This is a genomic window from Rhizobium cerradonense, assembly GCF_030182455.1.
Classification (GTDB): Bacteria; Pseudomonadota; Alphaproteobacteria; order Rhizobiales; family Rhizobiaceae; genus Rhizobium.
In genome coordinates this window covers 71,882-90,246 of sequence record NZ_JAQJCK010000010.1, presented here as the reverse complement: position 1 = coordinate 90,246, position 18,365 = coordinate 71,882, and the positions used below count along the sequence as shown (strand labels likewise).

7 protein-coding genes are annotated in these 18,365 nt (G+C 60.4%); 6 read left to right on the top strand and 1 reads right to left on the bottom strand.

Going from position 1 to position 18,365, the window contains the following annotated elements; translation table 11 throughout:
- Positions 1 to 43: 43 nt before the first annotated feature.
- Both PH547_RS21900 and PH547_RS21895 read left to right on the top strand, forming a co-directional pair.
- Positions 44 to 637 (top strand): ankyrin repeat domain-containing protein, encoded by a 594-nt coding sequence (locus tag PH547_RS21900; protein ID WP_283052508.1) that lies wholly within the window; start codon positions 44 to 46, stop codon positions 635 to 637.
- Positions 630 to 1,154, top strand: a complete 525-nt coding sequence (locus PH547_RS21895; RefSeq protein WP_445945019.1) for a YHS domain-containing (seleno)protein — start codon at positions 630 to 632, stop codon at positions 1,152 to 1,154. Before PH547_RS21900 ends, PH547_RS21895 begins: the two co-directional genes overlap by 8 nt.
- Positions 1,155 to 1,168: 14 nt before the next feature.
- Here PH547_RS21895 and PH547_RS21890 read toward each other — a convergent pair whose 3' ends face one another.
- The gene (locus tag PH547_RS21890; protein WP_285169471.1) at positions 1,169 to 3,331 is read right to left on the bottom strand and encodes an adenylate/guanylate cyclase domain-containing protein; all 2,163 of its coding nucleotides are present in this window, start codon (positions 3,329 to 3,331) and stop codon (positions 1,169 to 1,171) included.
- A 520-nt stretch (positions 3,332 to 3,851) separates the two neighbouring features.
- Here PH547_RS21890 and PH547_RS21885 point away from each other — a divergent pair.
- The 4 genes from PH547_RS21885 to PH547_RS21870 all read left to right on the top strand — a co-directional run bounded on the left by PH547_RS21885 (position 3,852) and on the right by PH547_RS21870 (position 18,361).
- A complete protein-coding gene (locus PH547_RS21885) occupies positions 3,852 to 5,531 on the top strand; it encodes an Hsp70 family protein (RefSeq protein WP_285169470.1) in 1,680 nt (559 codons plus the stop codon).
- 50 nt (positions 5,532 to 5,581) lie between these two features.
- The gene (locus tag PH547_RS21880) at positions 5,582 to 6,418 is read left to right on the top strand and encodes a hypothetical protein (RefSeq protein WP_285169469.1); all 837 of its coding nucleotides are present in this window, start codon (positions 5,582 to 5,584) and stop codon (positions 6,416 to 6,418) included.
- A gap of 308 nt (positions 6,419 to 6,726) precedes the next feature.
- Positions 6,727 to 12,375: a lysozyme inhibitor LprI family protein gene (locus tag PH547_RS21875; protein WP_285169468.1), complete on the top strand. Its 5,649-nt coding sequence runs from the start codon at positions 6,727 to 6,729 to the stop codon at positions 12,373 to 12,375.
- 7 nt (positions 12,376 to 12,382) lie between these two features.
- Complete coding sequence (locus PH547_RS21870; protein WP_285169467.1) at positions 12,383 to 18,361, top strand: alpha-2-macroglobulin; 5,979 nt, start codon at positions 12,383 to 12,385, stop codon at positions 18,359 to 18,361.
- Positions 18,362 to 18,365 lie beyond the last annotated feature (4 nt).

Sequence of the window (18,365 nt, the reverse complement as noted above, 5' to 3'; positions counted from 1 at the left end):
CCCGACGGCGTGCTATTCTGTCACAAACTTTAGGGTGAAAGCTATGCGCCGGTTTCTTACATCGGTAGCGTTGTTTTTTGCAGCGACAATGGGGGCCGCGGGCGATCCCCTGTTCGATGCCGTTTCAGCGGGAAACACCGTTGCCGTGGAACAGTTTTTGGCTTCGGGCGCCGATGTCAACAGCCGCACTCACGACCAGGCGACACCACTCATCAACGCCGCGCTCGAAAATCAGCTTGCCGTAGCCGAGCTGTTGATAGGCAGAAATGCCGATGTCATGGCAAGGAATGCAGGCGGCTTTACACCCCTTCATGCCGCGGCATTTTCGGGTAGCGTACCCATCAGCAAGCTGCTCCTGGAGCACGGAGCAATTCTCGAGGATGCGTCCAACAAAGCGGGTGTTACGCCGCTCATGGTTGCGGGCGAAGAGAACCACGTCCTCCTCGCGGAGTTTTTGCTTGCGAAGGGGGCTGACGTCACCCACGCCGAGGTTCACGGCTACGCGCCGATCACGAGGGCCATGTGGAAAGGCAATGTCGATATCGTCCGTCTGTTCAAGCGGCATGGCGTGGCATGTCCTCCGGCCAGCGTTCTCGGCGAGGAGAATTACGCTAAGTGCATGGAAATCCATGAATAAACAGGAGGCGCAGATGCACTTTGGAAACGGGGCACAATGCATTGGTCGCTCTTTGGCAATGATCGGTCTGGCTGTCGCAGACATTGTCGGTGGATCGCCAGCCATGGCCGACGACTCGGTAAACACGGGGTACTTCGGCGGTGTCGCCATCATGGGATACGACACGGTCGCCTACTTTACCGAAGGCAAAGCGACGAAAGGCTCGGAAAAAATCTCCTACGAATGGATGGGGACGCCGTGGCATTTCGCCAGTGCCAAACATCGCGAGATGTTTATGAGCGAACCGCTTAAATACGCGCCTCAATACGGCGGCTATTGCGCGGGCGAGGTAAGCAGCGGGTCCGTCACGGTCAACATCGATCCAGAAGCCTTCAAGATTGTCGAAGGCAAGCTTTACCTGATGTATGACCAGGCGTATGCGGAGGAGTTTGCCGCGCATCCGGCGGACACTGTGACCAAGGCCGATGCCAAATGGCCGAAGGTCGCGGCCGATCTCGAACTGGATCAGTATCACTGACCACTAAAAAGGCTCTATTGGGCAGGCGAAAAATAGAAGACCTTGGTCGAATTCACGTAAGCATAGCTGGTTTCGTCGGCCGGGTTTGCGTGTCTATAGACCGGGCCGCAATCGGGTCGGCCAAACGCGTTTTCACTTTGCTCGCAAAGCAGGTCCCCTTTGACAGAAACCTTCTCGGTCATCATCTGGGATGCGGAGCGGAATGCGGCCTTGCCGTCCAATTGGACTTGCATGAGCGCAGGGCTCTCGGACGGCTCGGTCTTTCCCCGCAGAAGTTTGCCCATGACGGCGGCCGCGATCTCGGGACCCTTCAACCGATATTGCTCGTCGCCCTGGAAGCCGAACGGCCATTCCGGCAGCCCGGCCTCGCGCAGCGCGTCCAGGATAAATGCCAAATCCTCTTCCCTGAAATGGGCATTGCCGAGCCGCCAGGCCGCGATGCTGTCGCGCCCCCCGAGAAGACGTTCGGCTTCGGCGACAGTCGCTCGAGCCTCATCAATGCGACCGACACGGACATAGGCCATCGCGAGTGGGGTAACGAACTCGCCGTTGCCTTGGGAGCCGTAGCCCGCGCGTTTGAAATTGTCGATTGCCCTCTCGTAGTCGCGCTGCAGATAAAAAATCATGCCAGCCGTGTATCGATCGATGGCGGAGAGGTTCGGATCGAACCTGAGCGCCTTCTCGACGGCCGCAGCGGCGTCGGCGTGATTGCCCGAGATCATTTGAACATATGCGACCGCCATGTGGGCTTCGGCATCGGCTGGGCCGAGCGACACGGCCTTCTGCGCCGAGGCGATAGCCTGCTCGTAACGTCGGTCCACGACCTGCATGATAGCGAGGACCGCATAAGGCGACGGTAGTTCAGGATCGAGGGCAAGGGCGCGACTTGCCTTGTCATAGGCCCTTTTTCGCGCCAGGGCGCTCTGGAGGACGTCATCATACGCGCTTCGCCAGACATAGGCCGTCGCGTGCGCATCGGACGCGAAGGCTTCGGCAAAGCCGCTGTCCAGTGCCTCAGCCTTGTCAAACAGCGCCAATGCCTCCAGCATCAGGGAACGACGTCCGGTACGGGCCGCCTGCTCGGCACGCAGATAATAATCATATGCCTCGAGATTGGCGGTCGGCGGACGCGCAATTCGCTCTGCCTCGGACGACGTCAGCGTCAGACCGAGTGCATTGGCGATCTGGCGGCTCATCGAGTCCTGCACGGCAAACACGTCCGCCCCGCTGCGGTCAAACCGATTGGCCCACAGATGGTCGCCGCTGTTAGTATCGATCAGTTGCGCATTGACGCGCATCAGGTCGCCAATTCGCTGTACGCTGCCCTCCACGACAAAGCGCACGCCGAGATCACGGCGTATATCTGCCAGAACGTGGGGCTTACCCTTGTAGGCAAAGACGGAATTCTGGGAGATGACGTCAAGTTTCGACAGCCTGGTTAGATCGGTAATCAGGTTGTCGGTAATACCATCGGCGAAATAATCCTGGGTTTGATCACTCAAGTTGGCAAAGGGCAGCACTGCGATCGATGGGCGTTGCTTGTAAAACCATTGCCATGCGACGACAGCCGCAGTGGTTGCGAGCAATAGCGCTGCGAGCGCCAACAGCGCCATACCTCGCGACTTTGCCCGAGGGGCAAAGACGACCTTGCCAGTGTGGGCTGGGTCAAGCAGAACGCGATAGACGCGAACCCGGTCCGCTATGTTCTTCAGCCGATGCTCGCCGAGCGCCGAAAAGCCGACATCGACCTTGTGTGCGACTTGGTCGAATGCGGCGCCGGATATGAAAATTCCGCCAGGTTCGGCAATGCCTTGCAGGCGGGCGGCTATGTTGACGCCGTCGCCATAGATGTCATCGCCTTCGACAATGATGTCGCCGAGATTGACCCCGATGCGAAACCGAATGCGCTGTTCCTCGGAAACTCCCTGGTCTCTGCTGGACATACTCCGCTGGATTACGGCCGCGCATTGAACCGCGTCCACGACACTAGCAAATTCGACCAGCGCGCCGTCGCCCATCAGCTTGATGATCCGGCCATGGTGCTCTTTGATGGCGGAATCGATGAGGTCCCGACGGCATGCCTTCAACCGCTCAAGCGTACCGCCCTCATCCACTCCCATGAGGCGACTATAGCCAACGACGTCAGCGGAAAGTATCGCGGCGAGACGCCTCTCCATTTCTCTGCCCACCCCTTCGATACAGAGAGCTGAGCATCTTACCACGGTCTTAGGCGCGCTGGCACCGGAGCCCGGTCGTTTACGGCATAACTTGGCCCCCCGCTTCTTCTATTCCGAGACGACACGATGCTTCGCGATGAAGATGACCCAGGCTCCAATTTCCCGCCGATGAATCGGCGACCTGGCGACCGCAGAGCTGAAAGCGCTCGCAGAAAAGTTTTGGCGCTACAAAGGAGTGGCGGCCGACAGGAGATTAAGAAATGACTTTCACCCCTGCCAGCCGAACTCGGACATCCATTAGCGCTGTTGCAGTCATGGCGATCAGGATGGAAACCGGCAGCGATGAGAGCAGTCGCGCCGCTTAGCGAAAGTTGTAGCAACTAACAAACCATTCAACACGAATGCAACTATTTCTGGCATATTCTTCTGATCTTTAGTAGAGGTGCCATGCGGCTGCCACGGTCGAAGTGGTCGGAAAATCGGCGGCCCGAAACCACGCCTTCCTTGAAATGAACCACACATGATCTACGGTATTGATCTCGGCACGACCAACTCCCTTATCGCAGCCTTCGACAGCGATGAACCGAAACTAGCTCCAAATATCCATGGGGAAATGCTGACACCTTCGGTCGTTGGTTTGGGCGACGATGGCGCTGTGTTGGTCGGAAAGGCCGCGAAAGATCGCCTGATCACCCACCCAGAACGGACAATATCCTCCTTCAAGCGATTCATGGGCACAAACCACGCCATCATGCTCGGCGATCTGTCCTTGCGGCCAGAGGAAGTGTCCGCCTTCGTGCTCAGGTCATTGAAGGCGGATGCGGAAGCCTTCTTCAAAGAAGAAGTTTCCGAGGTGGTCATTTCCGTTCCAGCTTATTTCAACGAACATCAGCGCAAAGCGACGATCGCTGCCGGCAGATTGGCCGGTCTTAAGGTGCGCCGGATCATCAACGAACCGACGGCTGCAGCCCTTGCCTATGGTTTCTCAGAGGTTTCGGAAGGGAAGTTTCTAGTCTTCGATCTCGGTGGCGGAACCTTCGACGTCTCCGTCCTCGACAAATATGATGGGGTGATGGAGGTTCGGGCGACAACCGGCGATACCGCACTTGGCGGTGACGACTTTACGGAAGTCCTCCAAAGAGAAATTCTTCGTATTCATTCCTTGGACATGGATCGGCTAAGCGCCAGTGAAAGAAGCTCGTTGAAACGAAGCTGCGAGCAGCTAAAAATCGACCTCGGATCCGCTCTTGCCGGCACTTATTCTCTCAAGATCCACGGCGAACTAGTCGAAGGCAGCATAGGCCGCGATGAATTCGAGCTGTCGGCCGCCCCACTTTTGCGGCGATTGCGCACTCCATTGGAGCGTGCAATCGCGGACGCACGTGTTTCGGTTTCAGAGCTCGATGCCATCATTCTCGTTGGTGGGGCGACACGCATGCCGATGGTGCGTTCGCTTGTGGCTCGCCTGTTTGGGCGGCTTCCCCTCGTCAATATCGATCCAGACAAGACAGTCGCGCTGGGAAGCGCGATTCAGGCAGGCTTGGTAAGCCGGGCGACTGCGCTCGAAGACGTCGTTATGACCGATGTGTCGCCTCACACTCTGGGCGTTGCGGTTGTCGACCTGTCCGACAGATCCCGTGGGATGATGCAGCCCTTGATTCAGCGAAACTCGGTCGTTCCGGTGTCGCGCGCTGGCTTCTTTTCGACCGTCAACGATAACCAGACCCAAGTCAGTCTGAAAGTTTATCAGGGCGAAAACCTCCGGCCAAACGAAAACGTCTACTTGGGCGAGGTCGAGGTCACCGTGCCCCCAAACAAGGCCGGCGCAGAGGGAATTGAAACTCGTTTCACCTACGACGTTAACGGTGCTTTGGAGGTAGAGGCAAAGGTTATCAGCACCGGCGCGACCGCCAGAGCGGTCTTCCACAATGATGTGGGCCTTTCGGAAGCAGAGCTCGATCGGCGTTTTGCCGCTCTTGCGGAGATCAAGCTTCACCCGCGCGACCAACTTCCAAATCAAGCACTGATTTCGCGAGCGGAGCGCTTGTATGCCGAGCATCTCGGAGAGACGCGCGAACTCATCCGTCAGCTTCTTCTGCGGTTCGTACACGACCTCGACCAGAGCCGGACGCGAGGCGACGCGGAGCGCAAAAGCTTTTCCCAACGCTTGGACGCTTTTGAAGGGCGCGGATTCCAATGACCATGACAGGCTATCCCTGGTCAGTTCTTGAGCTCGAACCGGGGGCGGACATGTCCGCTATCCGTCGAGCCTACGCCAAGAAGCTGAAGACAATCAGACCAGATGAGGATCCCACCGGGTTCCAGACTCTCGTCGAAGCCCGAGACCGTGCGCTTGTCCTTGCCGAAACAGCTCAGCATCGAACGAAGCATGACGAGTTCGCACCTGTCGAACCGCTCCCATATCCGACAGCAATACTTGCGGCTTCGACGCCTGACAGACCCCCGGTTACTGCCAAAATTTTGCCGCCCCCGCTCGACGAGCGTACGGATGACATCGAGGCGGAACAAGCCCTCCCCGGCGGGCCGTCATCTACGGTCGATCTTGCGGCGCTCAAGACCCAATTGGGAAAACTGCACAATATGTCCAGCGTCTATGTCGATCTCGATGGCTGGAACAATTTCCTTTTGCGGATCGGCGAGCTTCCGACGCAGATGCGCGAGCTATTGGAGCCAGCGATCATCGAGAGCTTTTGCAACATTACACAGTATTGCGAACGCACCTCATCGTTCCCCCATGTACCCGTCCATCGGCGGGATCGAGAATTGATCCTCGCATATGATGAAGAATTCGGTTGGAGTGCCAACGATCGCAAGGTCTATGCGGTTATTGGGCGCGAGCGGGCGGATGGGTTCAAATGGCGTCTTTCGCAAATATGGGCGGAACAGCGTCCTCAGCATGAACTCGGTAAACGAGGTCTGGCACGACGGGCTGAACAACTGGCACGGCGCGCTGAACAGGCGGCGGCGATCAGGAAAGCCGCACCGCCAAAGGGAGAATTTAACTTCAGGCCCTTTATGCCGTTCATCGCCCTCCTTGCGATGTACCTAATCCAAAAGCTTGGATGAATGGAGACCGGAAGCCTTTGCGCCCCTCGCTTTCTCAGTAACTCCGGAGATGCCAGGGGGACCGGAAACCGGTCAGGGGCCAAGAGGTTGAATTGATCAACTTTGGCCATGAATGGCGGTCCGCAGCGCGCACGGATCCACTTGCATTATCCGCCTTCGGGGCAGCCGGAAAGGGTATCGCAGTCCCGCCATCAAACATTTAGTTCGTTGGCGGTTCTCAGCTTGATGCATCCGCTATGGCGCTCTTGTCTTGATCAACGATAGTTCATATTGACTAACGTGCTGGCCACCTAAGAAACGAGTTGTTCATGACTTTCGTCTCCCGCCTTCGCGTGCTTGTTGGTCTCGGTTGTGGTCTTTTTTCGACGGTCTGCCACGCGCAATCTTTTGATTGCAGCAAGGCACAGACCGCTATCGAAAAGGCGATTTGTACTTCTCCAGCCCTAATTGCTCAGGATACCGCCTTGGCGGCCGCCTATCGTCAGGCGTTGACGGATCTGAGCGGAGACCCGACAAAACTGAACGACCTGCGCCAGCAACAGCGCCGCTGGTTGGCGGACCGTAATAAATCCTGTGTGGACACCGACCCGGTCCGGCTGTCGACATGCCTGGCAACAAGCTATCAGACACGTCTTGCGGCGCTGAAGGCTACGAGCGCTCCTCCAAGCCAGCAGCCTCCCGAATCTATCCAGGGCGTCGAACCTGCGGCATCAACAGCGCTAGCGACACAGTCGGCGGCGGCACAAGATACACCCGCGCCATCGGTTGCCGCGGCATCTCAACCAGCGTCCCCCAAAGCCCTGCCCCGGCCAGTGTCGCAGCCGCATTTGGCGTTGGATCAATTGCCTGCCGATCACGATGGCAGCACCTTGCTAACCGTCGACACGCCCGGCCATATCACCATCCGTACACAGAGCACGTCCGGTGTGGCACTCCAGCTTGTCGATATGATCGCGGGACCAGGGGACCGCATGGGCGCACCTGGCGTCAGCGACGGCCGGATCGATGCGCTGCTCGACAAAGGCATCTATAAGATCCGTGTGTTCGGAGCCAAGGGAGCCGCTGGCGAAGCCAAGCTTACCGCACAAGCCTACCAGGAGCTTGAACAGCCTGACGCCGCTTTGACCTCCATCACCCCCATCCATGCCGATCTAAGCGACCTGCAACAAAGATCCTACTGGATCGACATTCCCGAATCCGGGCGCGTCGATATAGAAGCGGTCGGACGCTCGCTTCAGGATCTGCGTTTGTGGCGAAACGGCACCGACATTGTCGATCTCTCGCCGAAAATGTCGATCTTTGAACTGAAGCCGGGTCTCCCCATGACCCGGGCAACGCTGACGGGAACGGTCGAGCCCGGCCATTACCTCGTGACGGCCTATGGCGGCCAGAAGCTTGTCTGGACCAACTCGGACATGGCTGAGCCATTCCATATCCGCACCGGCACGCAGTTGTCACTGGCCGGAGGGATTGCCGAAGGCGTCATCGGGCCTTTTGGGTCGATACGCTTTGACGCTCCGGCGGATCTCGATACCTTCCGGCTCGAGCTGCCGCAATCGGCACCGGCGGTGCTCCGGGCCGGTCGGATTTCCAGCACGGCGACTAGCTTTCAAAGTGCTGCAATCGGCAAATCGAATCGTGAACCGACCGCCACGCTTTCGCTATCGACGGACAGTCAGCCGAGCATTGTCGAAGTCTCCGGTTATGAAGGCCAGCATTTCCAGGTTCGGGGACTGCGGTTCAGCAACCAGACCCAATTCGACGGCTCGGTGCCCAATCTCATCAGTCTCGACGTTGCTGGCGAAGGCGGCGATGAAATTCCGGCTACGGCTCTGCTCTTGCGCCAGGATGCCAGCGGCAAAGCCACCATCGTGGCCTCTGACACGCCTCATCTGGGTCCAGGCCAGGCTTGGCGGCGGCGCTTCAATTTGCGCGGGCCGACCTCGCTGCTGTTCGAGATGACACAAGCAGGCCAGATCGGGATCCGCACCTCGGGCGTTGCCGTGCATGCCGACATCAGCCCGATTCTGGTTGGCAATGCCCCGCGCGCCGATGGCCGCAATCCCGATCGTTTCGATCTAAACGCCGGCTACTATCTGCTGCGGCTGCTGCCCGACAATGATGCAACCGGCATCGTCGACCTTACTTTCGGCACGCCGGGCCTTGCGCCGCCGCCACAACCCGCCGCCCCGGCTCGCACGACTATTTCGTTTGGCATCCGGGAAGCCGAAAAGGCCACGCGCTATGAGATCATCACCAATGCCGCGCCCGGCCTACTGACCGGGCCTCGTGCCGTTGCCCTGCCCGCGGACCTGCGGGCGCGGCCACTGGCGCTTTGGCAGCCCACAGATGCTTCTGCTCAGCCGCAGCCCCTGCAGAACCAGCCCAATTCGAATATCCCAGCGCCCGTGCCGCAGGTGAAAGGCAGCGCCTCCGATGATGCGAATGCCCTGTCGCGACCGGCATCACCAGCGGATTTGCGTATCGACGTCCATGTGCCCGCCGGCGGAACCATTGCCGCCGTCGACATGCACAATACGCCGGTCGCTTTTGCTACCAGCAACCAACGGGTAGATGCAAAAGGCCGGACGTTGACGCTGCGCTTCCCTGCTCCGGCCGCTGCCCGGTCCATAGTCGTCACCTGGCAGGCTGATGCCTCTGCGGCGCGGAAGAGCGTGCCGCCAGCACCCGCATCTCCGCTGATTGCCGGTCAACGCCTGTTTCTCGATCTCGCCGAAAACGCGCAGAAAACCTACCGGCTGGATGTTACGGAAGGGGGACTTTATCGCGTCGAAACCCTCGGCCGTTTGCAGACGTCACTGCGTCTCGGCACCTCATTCCTGCCGGGGCTGGGGGAAGCGTCCGATAATGGCGATGGCCACAACGCGCTACTGCAAACCTATCTGCGCGCAGGAACCTATCAGGTCGATGTTTCCGCACAGAATTCTTCCGGGCATCTTGGCATTGCCGTTACCCCGGCTTCGCTTTTGACGGCCGCAACCCTGGTCGCCGACGGCACCAGCCGCGGAATCCTCTCCGGCGGGCGCGGCGCCATCGTGCCGATCGAGATCGCGAGCGCAGGATCGTATCAGCTTGATCTCTATTCCCTTGGCGGCGATCTCACCGCTCGTCTGGAGGATGAGGAGGGCTGGCCGCTCACCCCGCCGGGGCCGCTCTCCAGCCTTAGTCAGGATTTTACGCCCGGGCACTACCGCCTCGTGATCTTGCCGCGCGACGTCGACACGCGGTTTGTCGCGCGGCTGAGGCCCGTGATCGACCCGCCGCAGCTACAGGGCCACGGACCACACCCACTGGCCTTCAATCAGACCCAGGCATTTCAATGGCGCGAGCCCCAGGGCAAGAGCGACGCGCGAGTTCCCGATAGCTGGACTTTCGATCTCCTTGCCGACGCGGATATCAGCATCGATCTGACCGAAGGCATGATCGGCACCCTGTTTCGCGACGATAAGGAGCAGATCGCTCGCTTTGTCGCCGCTCCGCGGTTCACCGGCAAGTTGAAGGCCGGACATTATCGGATCGATCTCATGAGCCTCGCTCACGATGACCGATTGGATTACCGGATTACCCTAAACACCAAGGACCTCCAGCCCGGCGAGGCGCGCTTCGTCAACCTTCCCGCCGAGCTTTCCTTCAATGTCGGGACAGACCGTGTCGTCAGCCTCGGCACGTTCGGCCGCAGCGAAATCAAGGGCGTGCTGAAGGATGAACATGGCACCGTCCTGGAGCGCCTGACTGGGCGCAGTGATGACTGGAACATCGCCCTGTCAACCCGTCTACCGGCTGGATCCTATACACTCGCCCTCGATCAAGCAGCAGCCTCGGGCACGGGCACGGGCAACCAATCGGATGACAATTCCGACAATTCGGAAGCAGACTCCAACGGCGATGGCCAAGAGGCAGCAGGCGACGATCAGGCCAATGCCTTGGACATCGAGGTTCAATTCGCCCTGCCGCAGGAGCAGCCGCAGCCGGCGCTTGCCGAGAACGGCACAGCCGAAGTCAACGGCGCTTCTGTCTTCATGTTCCCCCTGCCGGCCAATGGAAAAGACCAACTGGCGCTGGTGGCGGCGCAATCCACCAGCGACCTTATTCTCTCCGTCGAAAAGCGGGACGGCGACGGCAATTGGAAGCCACAAGCCTTTGCCCGTGGCCGCTCGCCCGTTATCGCCTGGCCTAGATCCGAGAAAGAAGCACAATGGCGCGCATCGGTCTGGACCCTTGATGGCGGAACCGCACCCATCAAGATCGCCGCGCGCAGTATCGCCCGCGATATGCATGAGCCCGGCGATGTCTCTCTGGAGCCCACCACCATCGACGGCCTTGAGCTTTCGCTGAACGTCGGACTCGCGCATGCACCATCGGCAGGCCTTGTAGACCTCGGCGCCACTGCGGATTTGCTTGTGGGCGCAAGCGCCGATCGCCCGCTTACGGCAGCCACGTCAGGATTGTTTGCTCCGCAGTCGGATCGTCTATGGCTAGTCTCGCGCGCAGCAGGACATGTGCAGGTCAGCCCTGCACAGACCAATGCCGAGATCGCGCTGACACTTGCGCCGGGAGATCAGGCGGTTGTTCCCGCCACATCTCCGATGCCAGGCAGAGTAAGATTGTGGCGCGCGGATTCGGCCTTTGGACAGCCGGGACTGACGGCCGGACGCGGTATGGGTGTCAGCCTCAACAGCGCTGTCGCCCTCGCCGATAACCGGGATCTGCGTGTCTGGAACGCGGCAAGCGACGAAAGCCTGCAGATGCGGCTTAGGCCAATCGATGCGGCGGAACTCGAGGTGGTGCAGCTAAATGGCACCTATACGGCGACCATTCCAGCCCTTAGCGCGCGGCCGGTGAAGCTGACGAATGGGGTGAAACGGCTCACGCTCGACCTGGCGCCCGGGATCGCCGTCGTTTCTGCCCCTTCAACCACTCAGTTGTTGAACGTCTGGTCCGGTGCAACGCCCCTGTCGCGCAGCATCGCGACGTCGGCCGAAGAAATCTGGCTGGTCAACCTGACGAATGATGCAGCCTCCGCGCGCGTCGGCCTGTCGCCGGGGCAGGCCGTTACCCTCGGCAACGATCAGATCAAGCGCCGCTTCTTCGGAACGGTCGGATCGGAAGAAATCGCGGTTGATGCCATGAAGGGAGATGTCCTGAACGTCTCCGGCGGCGCAGCGACCTTTGTTGAGGCCGACGGTCGGGTCTTACGTGGCGACCACATCCCGGTGTCCGGTCCCGGCCAGTTGATCGTCGATCACAATGCCGGACTTGTGGCCCTGTGGCTGGAGCGTGGCGGCAAGTCACCCTGGCCGAAGCCCGAGCCAAAAACGACGACCCTGCCGCAGAGCGTAACGCTTGAAGGCGAGGCCATGGCCTTCCGCCTCGATCCGGATCAGCCGATCGTGCTTGATGTCAGCACCGACGCCCCTGTCATTGTCGGATTGGAGCAAAATGGTCACCGAGACTTGCAGCTTTTTCCGACGGGCGCCGAATTCCACCGCTATCTCGCGGCGGGCGAGGCGGTCCTGACGCTCTATTCCACGCACGAAGGCCCCTTGTCGGGCAGTCTGGATATGACGGCAACACCGGTCGTCCCGGTGAATGACGGCGTCGGAGCCCCGGTGGTGCTAGCGCCGGGTGCGACGGCCTTGTTTGGCTTCGAGGTCAAGAATAGCGGCAATATCGGTGTCGGCCTGCGTTCCGATCCGGACCTTGCCATCGGCCGCCTGCTGGATGCCAAAGGCCAGGTGCTCGGCGAAGGCGTCAATCAGCTCAAGCAGCTAACGGCAGGCTATTACCTCCTGGAGGCGCGCGCACCGGCCGACGCACCGACGCTCGTCGTCAGGCCCTCGGTGGTTGGATTGTCACCACCGCCAGCAGGTCCGCCGCCTGAAATTATCAATGATTATCTGCAGCGCGCCGGTTTGAAGCCCACGGGATTGAAGTGAAAAACCAATGAAAAAGATTGTATTTCTCATTGCCCTCGCCCTTGCGTCTTCAACGCTGATCTCAAGCAGCCACGCGCAGCAAAGCGCTACTTCGCCGACGCTGGATGTTCTGCAACGCGCCGACGGCGTCAAAATCGTGCCGGAGAAGTTCCTTCGCGCCTATGATCCGGTAACGATCTTCTTTCCCACTGACACCGGCCCCGCAACCGGTGGCCCGGAAGACTCGCCCGAGCGTTTTGTGACGATGGAACCAGCGGCGGCCGGTGCCTGGCAATGGCTTGGCCCGCGCGCCCTGCAATTCAGGCCCGCCGACAAATGGCAGCCTCTCGCACGCGTCAAGATCAAGATGCTGGGTCACGAAAAGGACGCTGGCGGCGAGACGGAATTGATACCGCTGCTGCCGGTACCGGTATCCACGGTCCCGGCCGCGGCCGGTGATCCCGTCAACGAGCTTGACCAGATCACGTTGACCTTTGCCGAACCCGTCGACGTAGCGGCGCTGAGCCGCCTTCTGTCGATAGAACTGCGGCCGGCGCCAGGCATCGGCGACGAAGGCGGTTTGATGTTGGGAGCGCAGGATTTCGATATCCAGCCGCTTGAACGCAACAGCCGCAGCGACCAGCAATCCTATATGGTGAAGCTGCATGCGAGCGTGCCCGATGGCCGCGTTGCCATTCTGCGGCTAAAGCTTGCCGATACGCCAGACTTCAGCGATCAGACCTTTGAATTGCGGGTGCGTACCGCCGTGCCCTTCACCATGATCAATTCAGACTGCGGGCGGGGCTTCGACGCCACCACAAGTGACGGCATCATGCGCTGCACGTCCAACGCCACCGTCAGCGATTCCGGCGGTGCAGTCGATGATAATGGCAACCCCGTCGACAATGCCGATGCGGCACCGGCCACGCGATCGGGCGAAGCTCGTGGGTTGATCTTCCGATTTTCCAGCAATCCAGTGGCTGGCGAACAATTGTCTGTGCGGGACTCGCTGCGCATTTCTCCGCCCGTGGACGATCTGACGGCAGATGCAAGCAACGGGCGTCTTTATATCCATGGCCGCTTTCTTACAGACAAGATCTATACCCTCGATGTAGCCGCCGGTTCCCTGACCGACGACCGTGGCAGACCGCTGGCTACCGGCTTCAGCCGGAAATTCGCCTTCGCGCCGGAACAGGCCTCGCTTGTCTGGGACGCGTCGCAGGGCGTGGTCGAGCGCTTTGGCCCGCAACTCGTGCCGTTGCGCGGGCGCGGCTATGACAGGGCCGATGTGCGCATCCACGCGATTGATCCGCTATCCCGCGATTTTTGGCCTTTCCCGCAAGCCGGCCTCGATACGAACGACGACGAAGCGCCACCCTTGCCCGGCAAGGAGCCGCAGCAATGGGCGGACAGCGATGAGATCTCAGCCGACGCGATCCAGGCACGCGTCAAGGCCCTGGGTTCGCCCGCTATTTCCCAATTCATGGACCTGCCGATTCACAAAGGCGGCGTCGACACCAAATTCGGCCTGGATCTGAAATCCTCTTTTGCCAGGATTGCCGGAGCGGACCAACCCGGGACTTATCTCGTGGGCCTGCGCGCGGTAGACAGTCAGACCCGCCATTGGCTTCGCGTGCAGGTCACCGACCTGACCTTGAGTGCGGTCGAGGAACAGGACCGGGTGCGCTTTGCCGTCACTTCTCTTGCCAAAGGCAATCCGATCGATGGCGCACAAATTCGGCTCGACGGCTTGAAAGACGGCAAGTTTGTCACCCTCACAACCGGCACGACCGACGCACAAGGCTTCTTCTCCTGGGAGCTGCAGCAGCGCGCCGAGGCTAAGATCCGGCGTGTCATCGTGACGAAGGGGCTCGATACTCTCGTCATCGACCCCGATAACGCGCCAGCCCAATATGCCCAGGATAACTGGACCAAGCCATCGACCTCCTGGCTGGATTGGACCACCAATCCAGAGGAAAATCGCGCCGAGCAGGCCCGCACCCTATGCCACGTCTTCACAGAGCGGCCGATCTACCGACCAGAGGAACCGGTTCATATCAAGGGATATGTCCGCAGCTATCTCGGCGGCCACCTGACGCTGCCGACACAAGGCGGGCAGATCGTGATCACCGGCCCCGATAAGCAGGAATGGCGCGTACCCGTAAAGCTGGACGCGTTCGGTGACTTCTACCACAAATTCAACGCCGAGACGCCGGCGACCGGTGACTACAAAGTGCACTTCGAACCGGGCGACACGGCGCAGGCCATGGACCAGGCGCAACCGGAGCAAAAATCCGGTAATGACGACGAAAATGCAGACGATCAACCAAGCGACAGCAACGCAGATGATGGTCAGGCAGACGACGCTCAAGCCGATTCTGCGCCGACCGCCGATAGTGCCGATAGCACCGATGACGCGGCTGACAACATGACCCAATGCGGCAGTATCTCCTTCAAGAAGGAAGCCTATCGCCTGCCGACGTTTGAAGTCGTGCTCAACAATCCGCAAACGGTGCCGCTCGATTCCTCCTTCAACGTTGACCTGATAGCGCGCTATTTTGCCGGCGGTCTGCTGGCAGACCGCCCCATTCGCTGGCGGGCCGTGCAGTATCCTTACAATTGGACGCCGCCCGGCCATGAGGGCTTCTTGTTTTCGACGGATTCCCGCTATTCCGGCGGCGATGAATTCAAATCCTCGCCGGCGCTTGAGCGAGATGGCAGCACGGATGCCGGCGGTGCCTCGCGCATCAGCTTCGACACGACGATCGAGCCTACGGCCCAACCCCGACGCTACATGATAGAGGCGACCGTTACCGGCGACGACGATCTGCAGGTCCGCAGCATCACCAACGTCTATGCCGTCCCGCCCTTCGTGCTTGGTCTCAAGGTGCCGCGCTATGTGCCAAAGCCCGGTGCCATCGAGCCCGAGATTCTTGCTGTCGATGGCAATGGCGATCCCGTCGCCGGGCTGGAGATGACGGCGCGCCTGATCCATCGCAACTGGACGTCGACGCTGCAGGCGAGCGACTTCAGCCAGGGCTCGGCGAAATACGTCACGCAGGAAATGGATGAGACCGTCCTGGAGCGCAAGATCACCAGCACGAAGGACATCCAGACCCTGGCGCTCGAGGCGAAGGATGCGGGCGTCTATATCATTCAGCTCGAAGCCAGCGACCGCATCGGCCGCCGCCAGCAGGTCAGCGTCGATTTCTTCGTCGGCGGCACCACGCCGGTCACCTGGGCTCAGGCGCCCGCCCGCACCGCGGTCGTCACCACGGACAAGGACAGCTACATTCCCGGCGAAACCGCCAACCTGCTGATCCAATCCCCCTTCCAGACAGCGCGCGCCCTAGCCGTCGTCGAAGAGCCCGAGGGAAAGTTCCGCTATGACTGGGTCGATATCGCCGATGGATACGGCCATTATGCGCTGCCCGTCCGCAAGGAATATATGCCGGAAATTCCCGTGCACTTTCTCATCATGCGCGGCCGGCTGGAGACCAGCATCCCCTCGCCGAACGCACCCTTCGACCAGGGCAAGCCTGTGACAATCGCCGCGACGAAGACGGTGACGGTGAAGCCGGTGAAGAACACCGTGACCGTTACCATGGATTATCCAAAGAAGGCCCGCCCCGGCGATGAAGTGGAGGTCACGCTGCATCTGGCCGACGATACCGGCCAGCCAATCGCTGGCGATGCCACCTTCTGGATGGTCGACCAAGCCGTGCTGTCGCTTGCAACCGAACAACCGCTGGACCCGCTGCCGAATTTCATCGTCAAGCGCCAATCCACCATGGCGCTGCGCGATACCCGCAATATGGCCTTTGGCATCATTCCCCTGGATGAGGTGCCGGGCGGCGACGAGCGCGAAGACTGGGGCACGGACAACAATATTTCCGTCCGCAAGAATTTTACGCCGGTGCCGATCTATCTTCCCGACGTAAAGGTCGGTCCGGATGGCACCGCCAAGATCAAGGTGAAGCTGCCGGACTCGCTGACTGTCTTCAAGCTGCGCGCCAAGGCCGTCAGCGGTCCCGACCGCTTCGGCTACGGTACGGGCGAAATGCTGATCCGGCAGGAAATAGTGGCCCAACCCGCCCTGCCCCGCTTCCTCCGGTATGGCGACCAATTCGAGGCAGGCGTCATTGCCCGTGTCGTCGAGGGCGGTGGCGGCGCCGGCGCGGCATCCATCGTTTCCGATGGACTGACATTGGCGGGCAACAAGGATTTCTCATTTAACTGGGAACAGAACAAGCCGGCTCATATCGGTGTTCTCGCATCGGTGCCGGAGCCAAAGCCCGGCAAGGACGACGTACGTCTGCGTTTCGGGATCGAGCGCGTGGCCGACCATGCCCGGGATACCGTCGAAATTGCGCTGCCGTTGAAATTCGACCGCGTGCCGATCAAGCATTACGAGATCGTCGAAATCCCGGCCGGCGGTTCGAAGACGCTGTCGACGCCGCAGGAAAACGTCCGCCCCGGATCGTTTCAGCGCGCGATCACGCTCGCTTCCGATCCGGCATTGGTGAAGCTGGTTGCCGGGCTCAACACTCTGGTAGAATCTCCGTATGGCTCCACCGAACAGCGGATATCCTTGGCCTCCTCCAGCGTGGCTTTCAAAAGTTTCGAACCCATTCTGGCAGCGGCGAAGCTTGACAAGCGTATCGACAGCGACGTGCACAACACCGTGCTGGCCATCAGCCAGGCGGTCGATGCCGATGGCCTTGTCGGCTTCTGGCCGCACAGCAAGGGCAATGTCTCGCTGACAGCCTGGGCCTATTCGTTCCTGGTCGCAGCCGAGAAGGCAGGCGAGCCCACCGACAAGGCGCTGATCGACCGCCTCGCGAGCGTGCTGAAGCTATCGCTGCGCTCGGATTATCCGCATCTGCTCACCGGCGACGAGATTCGCGAACGGGTCGAGGCTCTGACGGCGCTCGCCGAAGGCGGCAAGCTCGACCCTGCCTATACGGCGGAACTGGCCCGTTCGGCTGCCCTGATGCCGAATGTCAGCGTTGCCCGAATGACGGCAGCGGCCGCCGCCGCGCCGGATGCCGACCCACGCCTTGTCGGCGGTTTGGCCGACGCCATGTGGTCGCGCGTACGCATCCTCTCTCGCGATGGCCAGTTGGTTTACAATGGGCAGGCACAGGATGGGGGCAATCCCATTATCCTGCCTTCGGAAACCCGCAGCCTGGCCGAAATGGTGCGCGCGGCGGCTTTGACCTTGGAAACGGATCCGCGCTATCCCGCCTTGAAAACCGCCCTGTTGCAATTGGGCGAAGGCGACGGCTGGGGCTCGACCAACGCCAGTTCGGCGGCGATCCGAGCACTTTCAGCCGCTTGGCAGCGGCCGACGACGCCGTTGCCGTTGACGCTTAGTCAGAACGGCAGCGTCCAAACGCTGACGCTGGACGCCAATACACCCGTGCTGCGTCAGGTCACGCTGGATCCGGGCGCAATCACCATCAGCAACACCGGGTCTACATCTGCCCTCGCGCTGGTGGAAACCAGTTATCTGTCGGCCGAAGCCGGCTATAAGGCGCAGGCCCAGAGCCAGGGCTTTGCCCTTACGCGCACGCTCTACCGCGTCCCCGCAGGCAACGCACCGCTGGAAAAGCTGGCCCCCGATGCCAACGGTGCCATCCAGCTCAAGGTCGGCGATGTCCTGGAAGAGAGGGTCGAACTGGTCGTATCTGAAGATCGGACCCATGTGGCTCTCACTCTGCCGCTAGCGGCAGGGCTCGATCCTCTGAACCCCAATATAGCCACGGCCCCGGCAGAAGCGACGCCGGCAATAGCGTCGACCTTGCCGACCGATTGGGTTTCCTATGGCGACGACCAAGTATTCTGCGCTTCCGACAGGCTTCCGAAGGGTAACTATATCTTTGCCTACCGGACGCGCGCCTTGATCCCCGGCTCGTATACGCAGCCGCAGGCCTTCGCCGAAACCATGTACCAGAAGGGCGTGCAGGGAATGAGCGCAGCCGTGCAGATCGTGGTGGCGAAATAAGCCG

What these genes read in the sequence shown, in the direction of transcription:
- PH547_RS21900 (WP_283052508.1), top strand. Translation starts at nt 44, where the DNA reads ATGCGCCGGTTTCTTACATCGGTAGCGTTGTTTTTTGCAGCGACAATG.
- PH547_RS21895 (WP_445945019.1), top strand. Translation starts at nt 630, where the DNA reads ATGAATAAACAGGAGGCGCAGATGCACTTTGGAAACGGGGCACAATGC.
- PH547_RS21890 (WP_285169471.1), bottom strand. Translation starts at nt 3,331, where the DNA reads ATGGAGAGGCGTCTCGCCGCGATACTTTCCGCTGACGTCGTTGGCTAT.
- PH547_RS21885 (WP_285169470.1), top strand. Translation starts at nt 3,852, where the DNA reads ATGATCTACGGTATTGATCTCGGCACGACCAACTCCCTTATCGCAGCC.
- PH547_RS21880 (WP_285169469.1), top strand. Translation starts at nt 5,582, where the DNA reads ATGTCCGCTATCCGTCGAGCCTACGCCAAGAAGCTGAAGACAATCAGA.
- PH547_RS21875 (WP_285169468.1), top strand. Translation starts at nt 6,727, where the DNA reads ATGACTTTCGTCTCCCGCCTTCGCGTGCTTGTTGGTCTCGGTTGTGGT.
- PH547_RS21870 (WP_285169467.1), top strand. Translation starts at nt 12,383, where the DNA reads ATGAAAAAGATTGTATTTCTCATTGCCCTCGCCCTTGCGTCTTCAACG.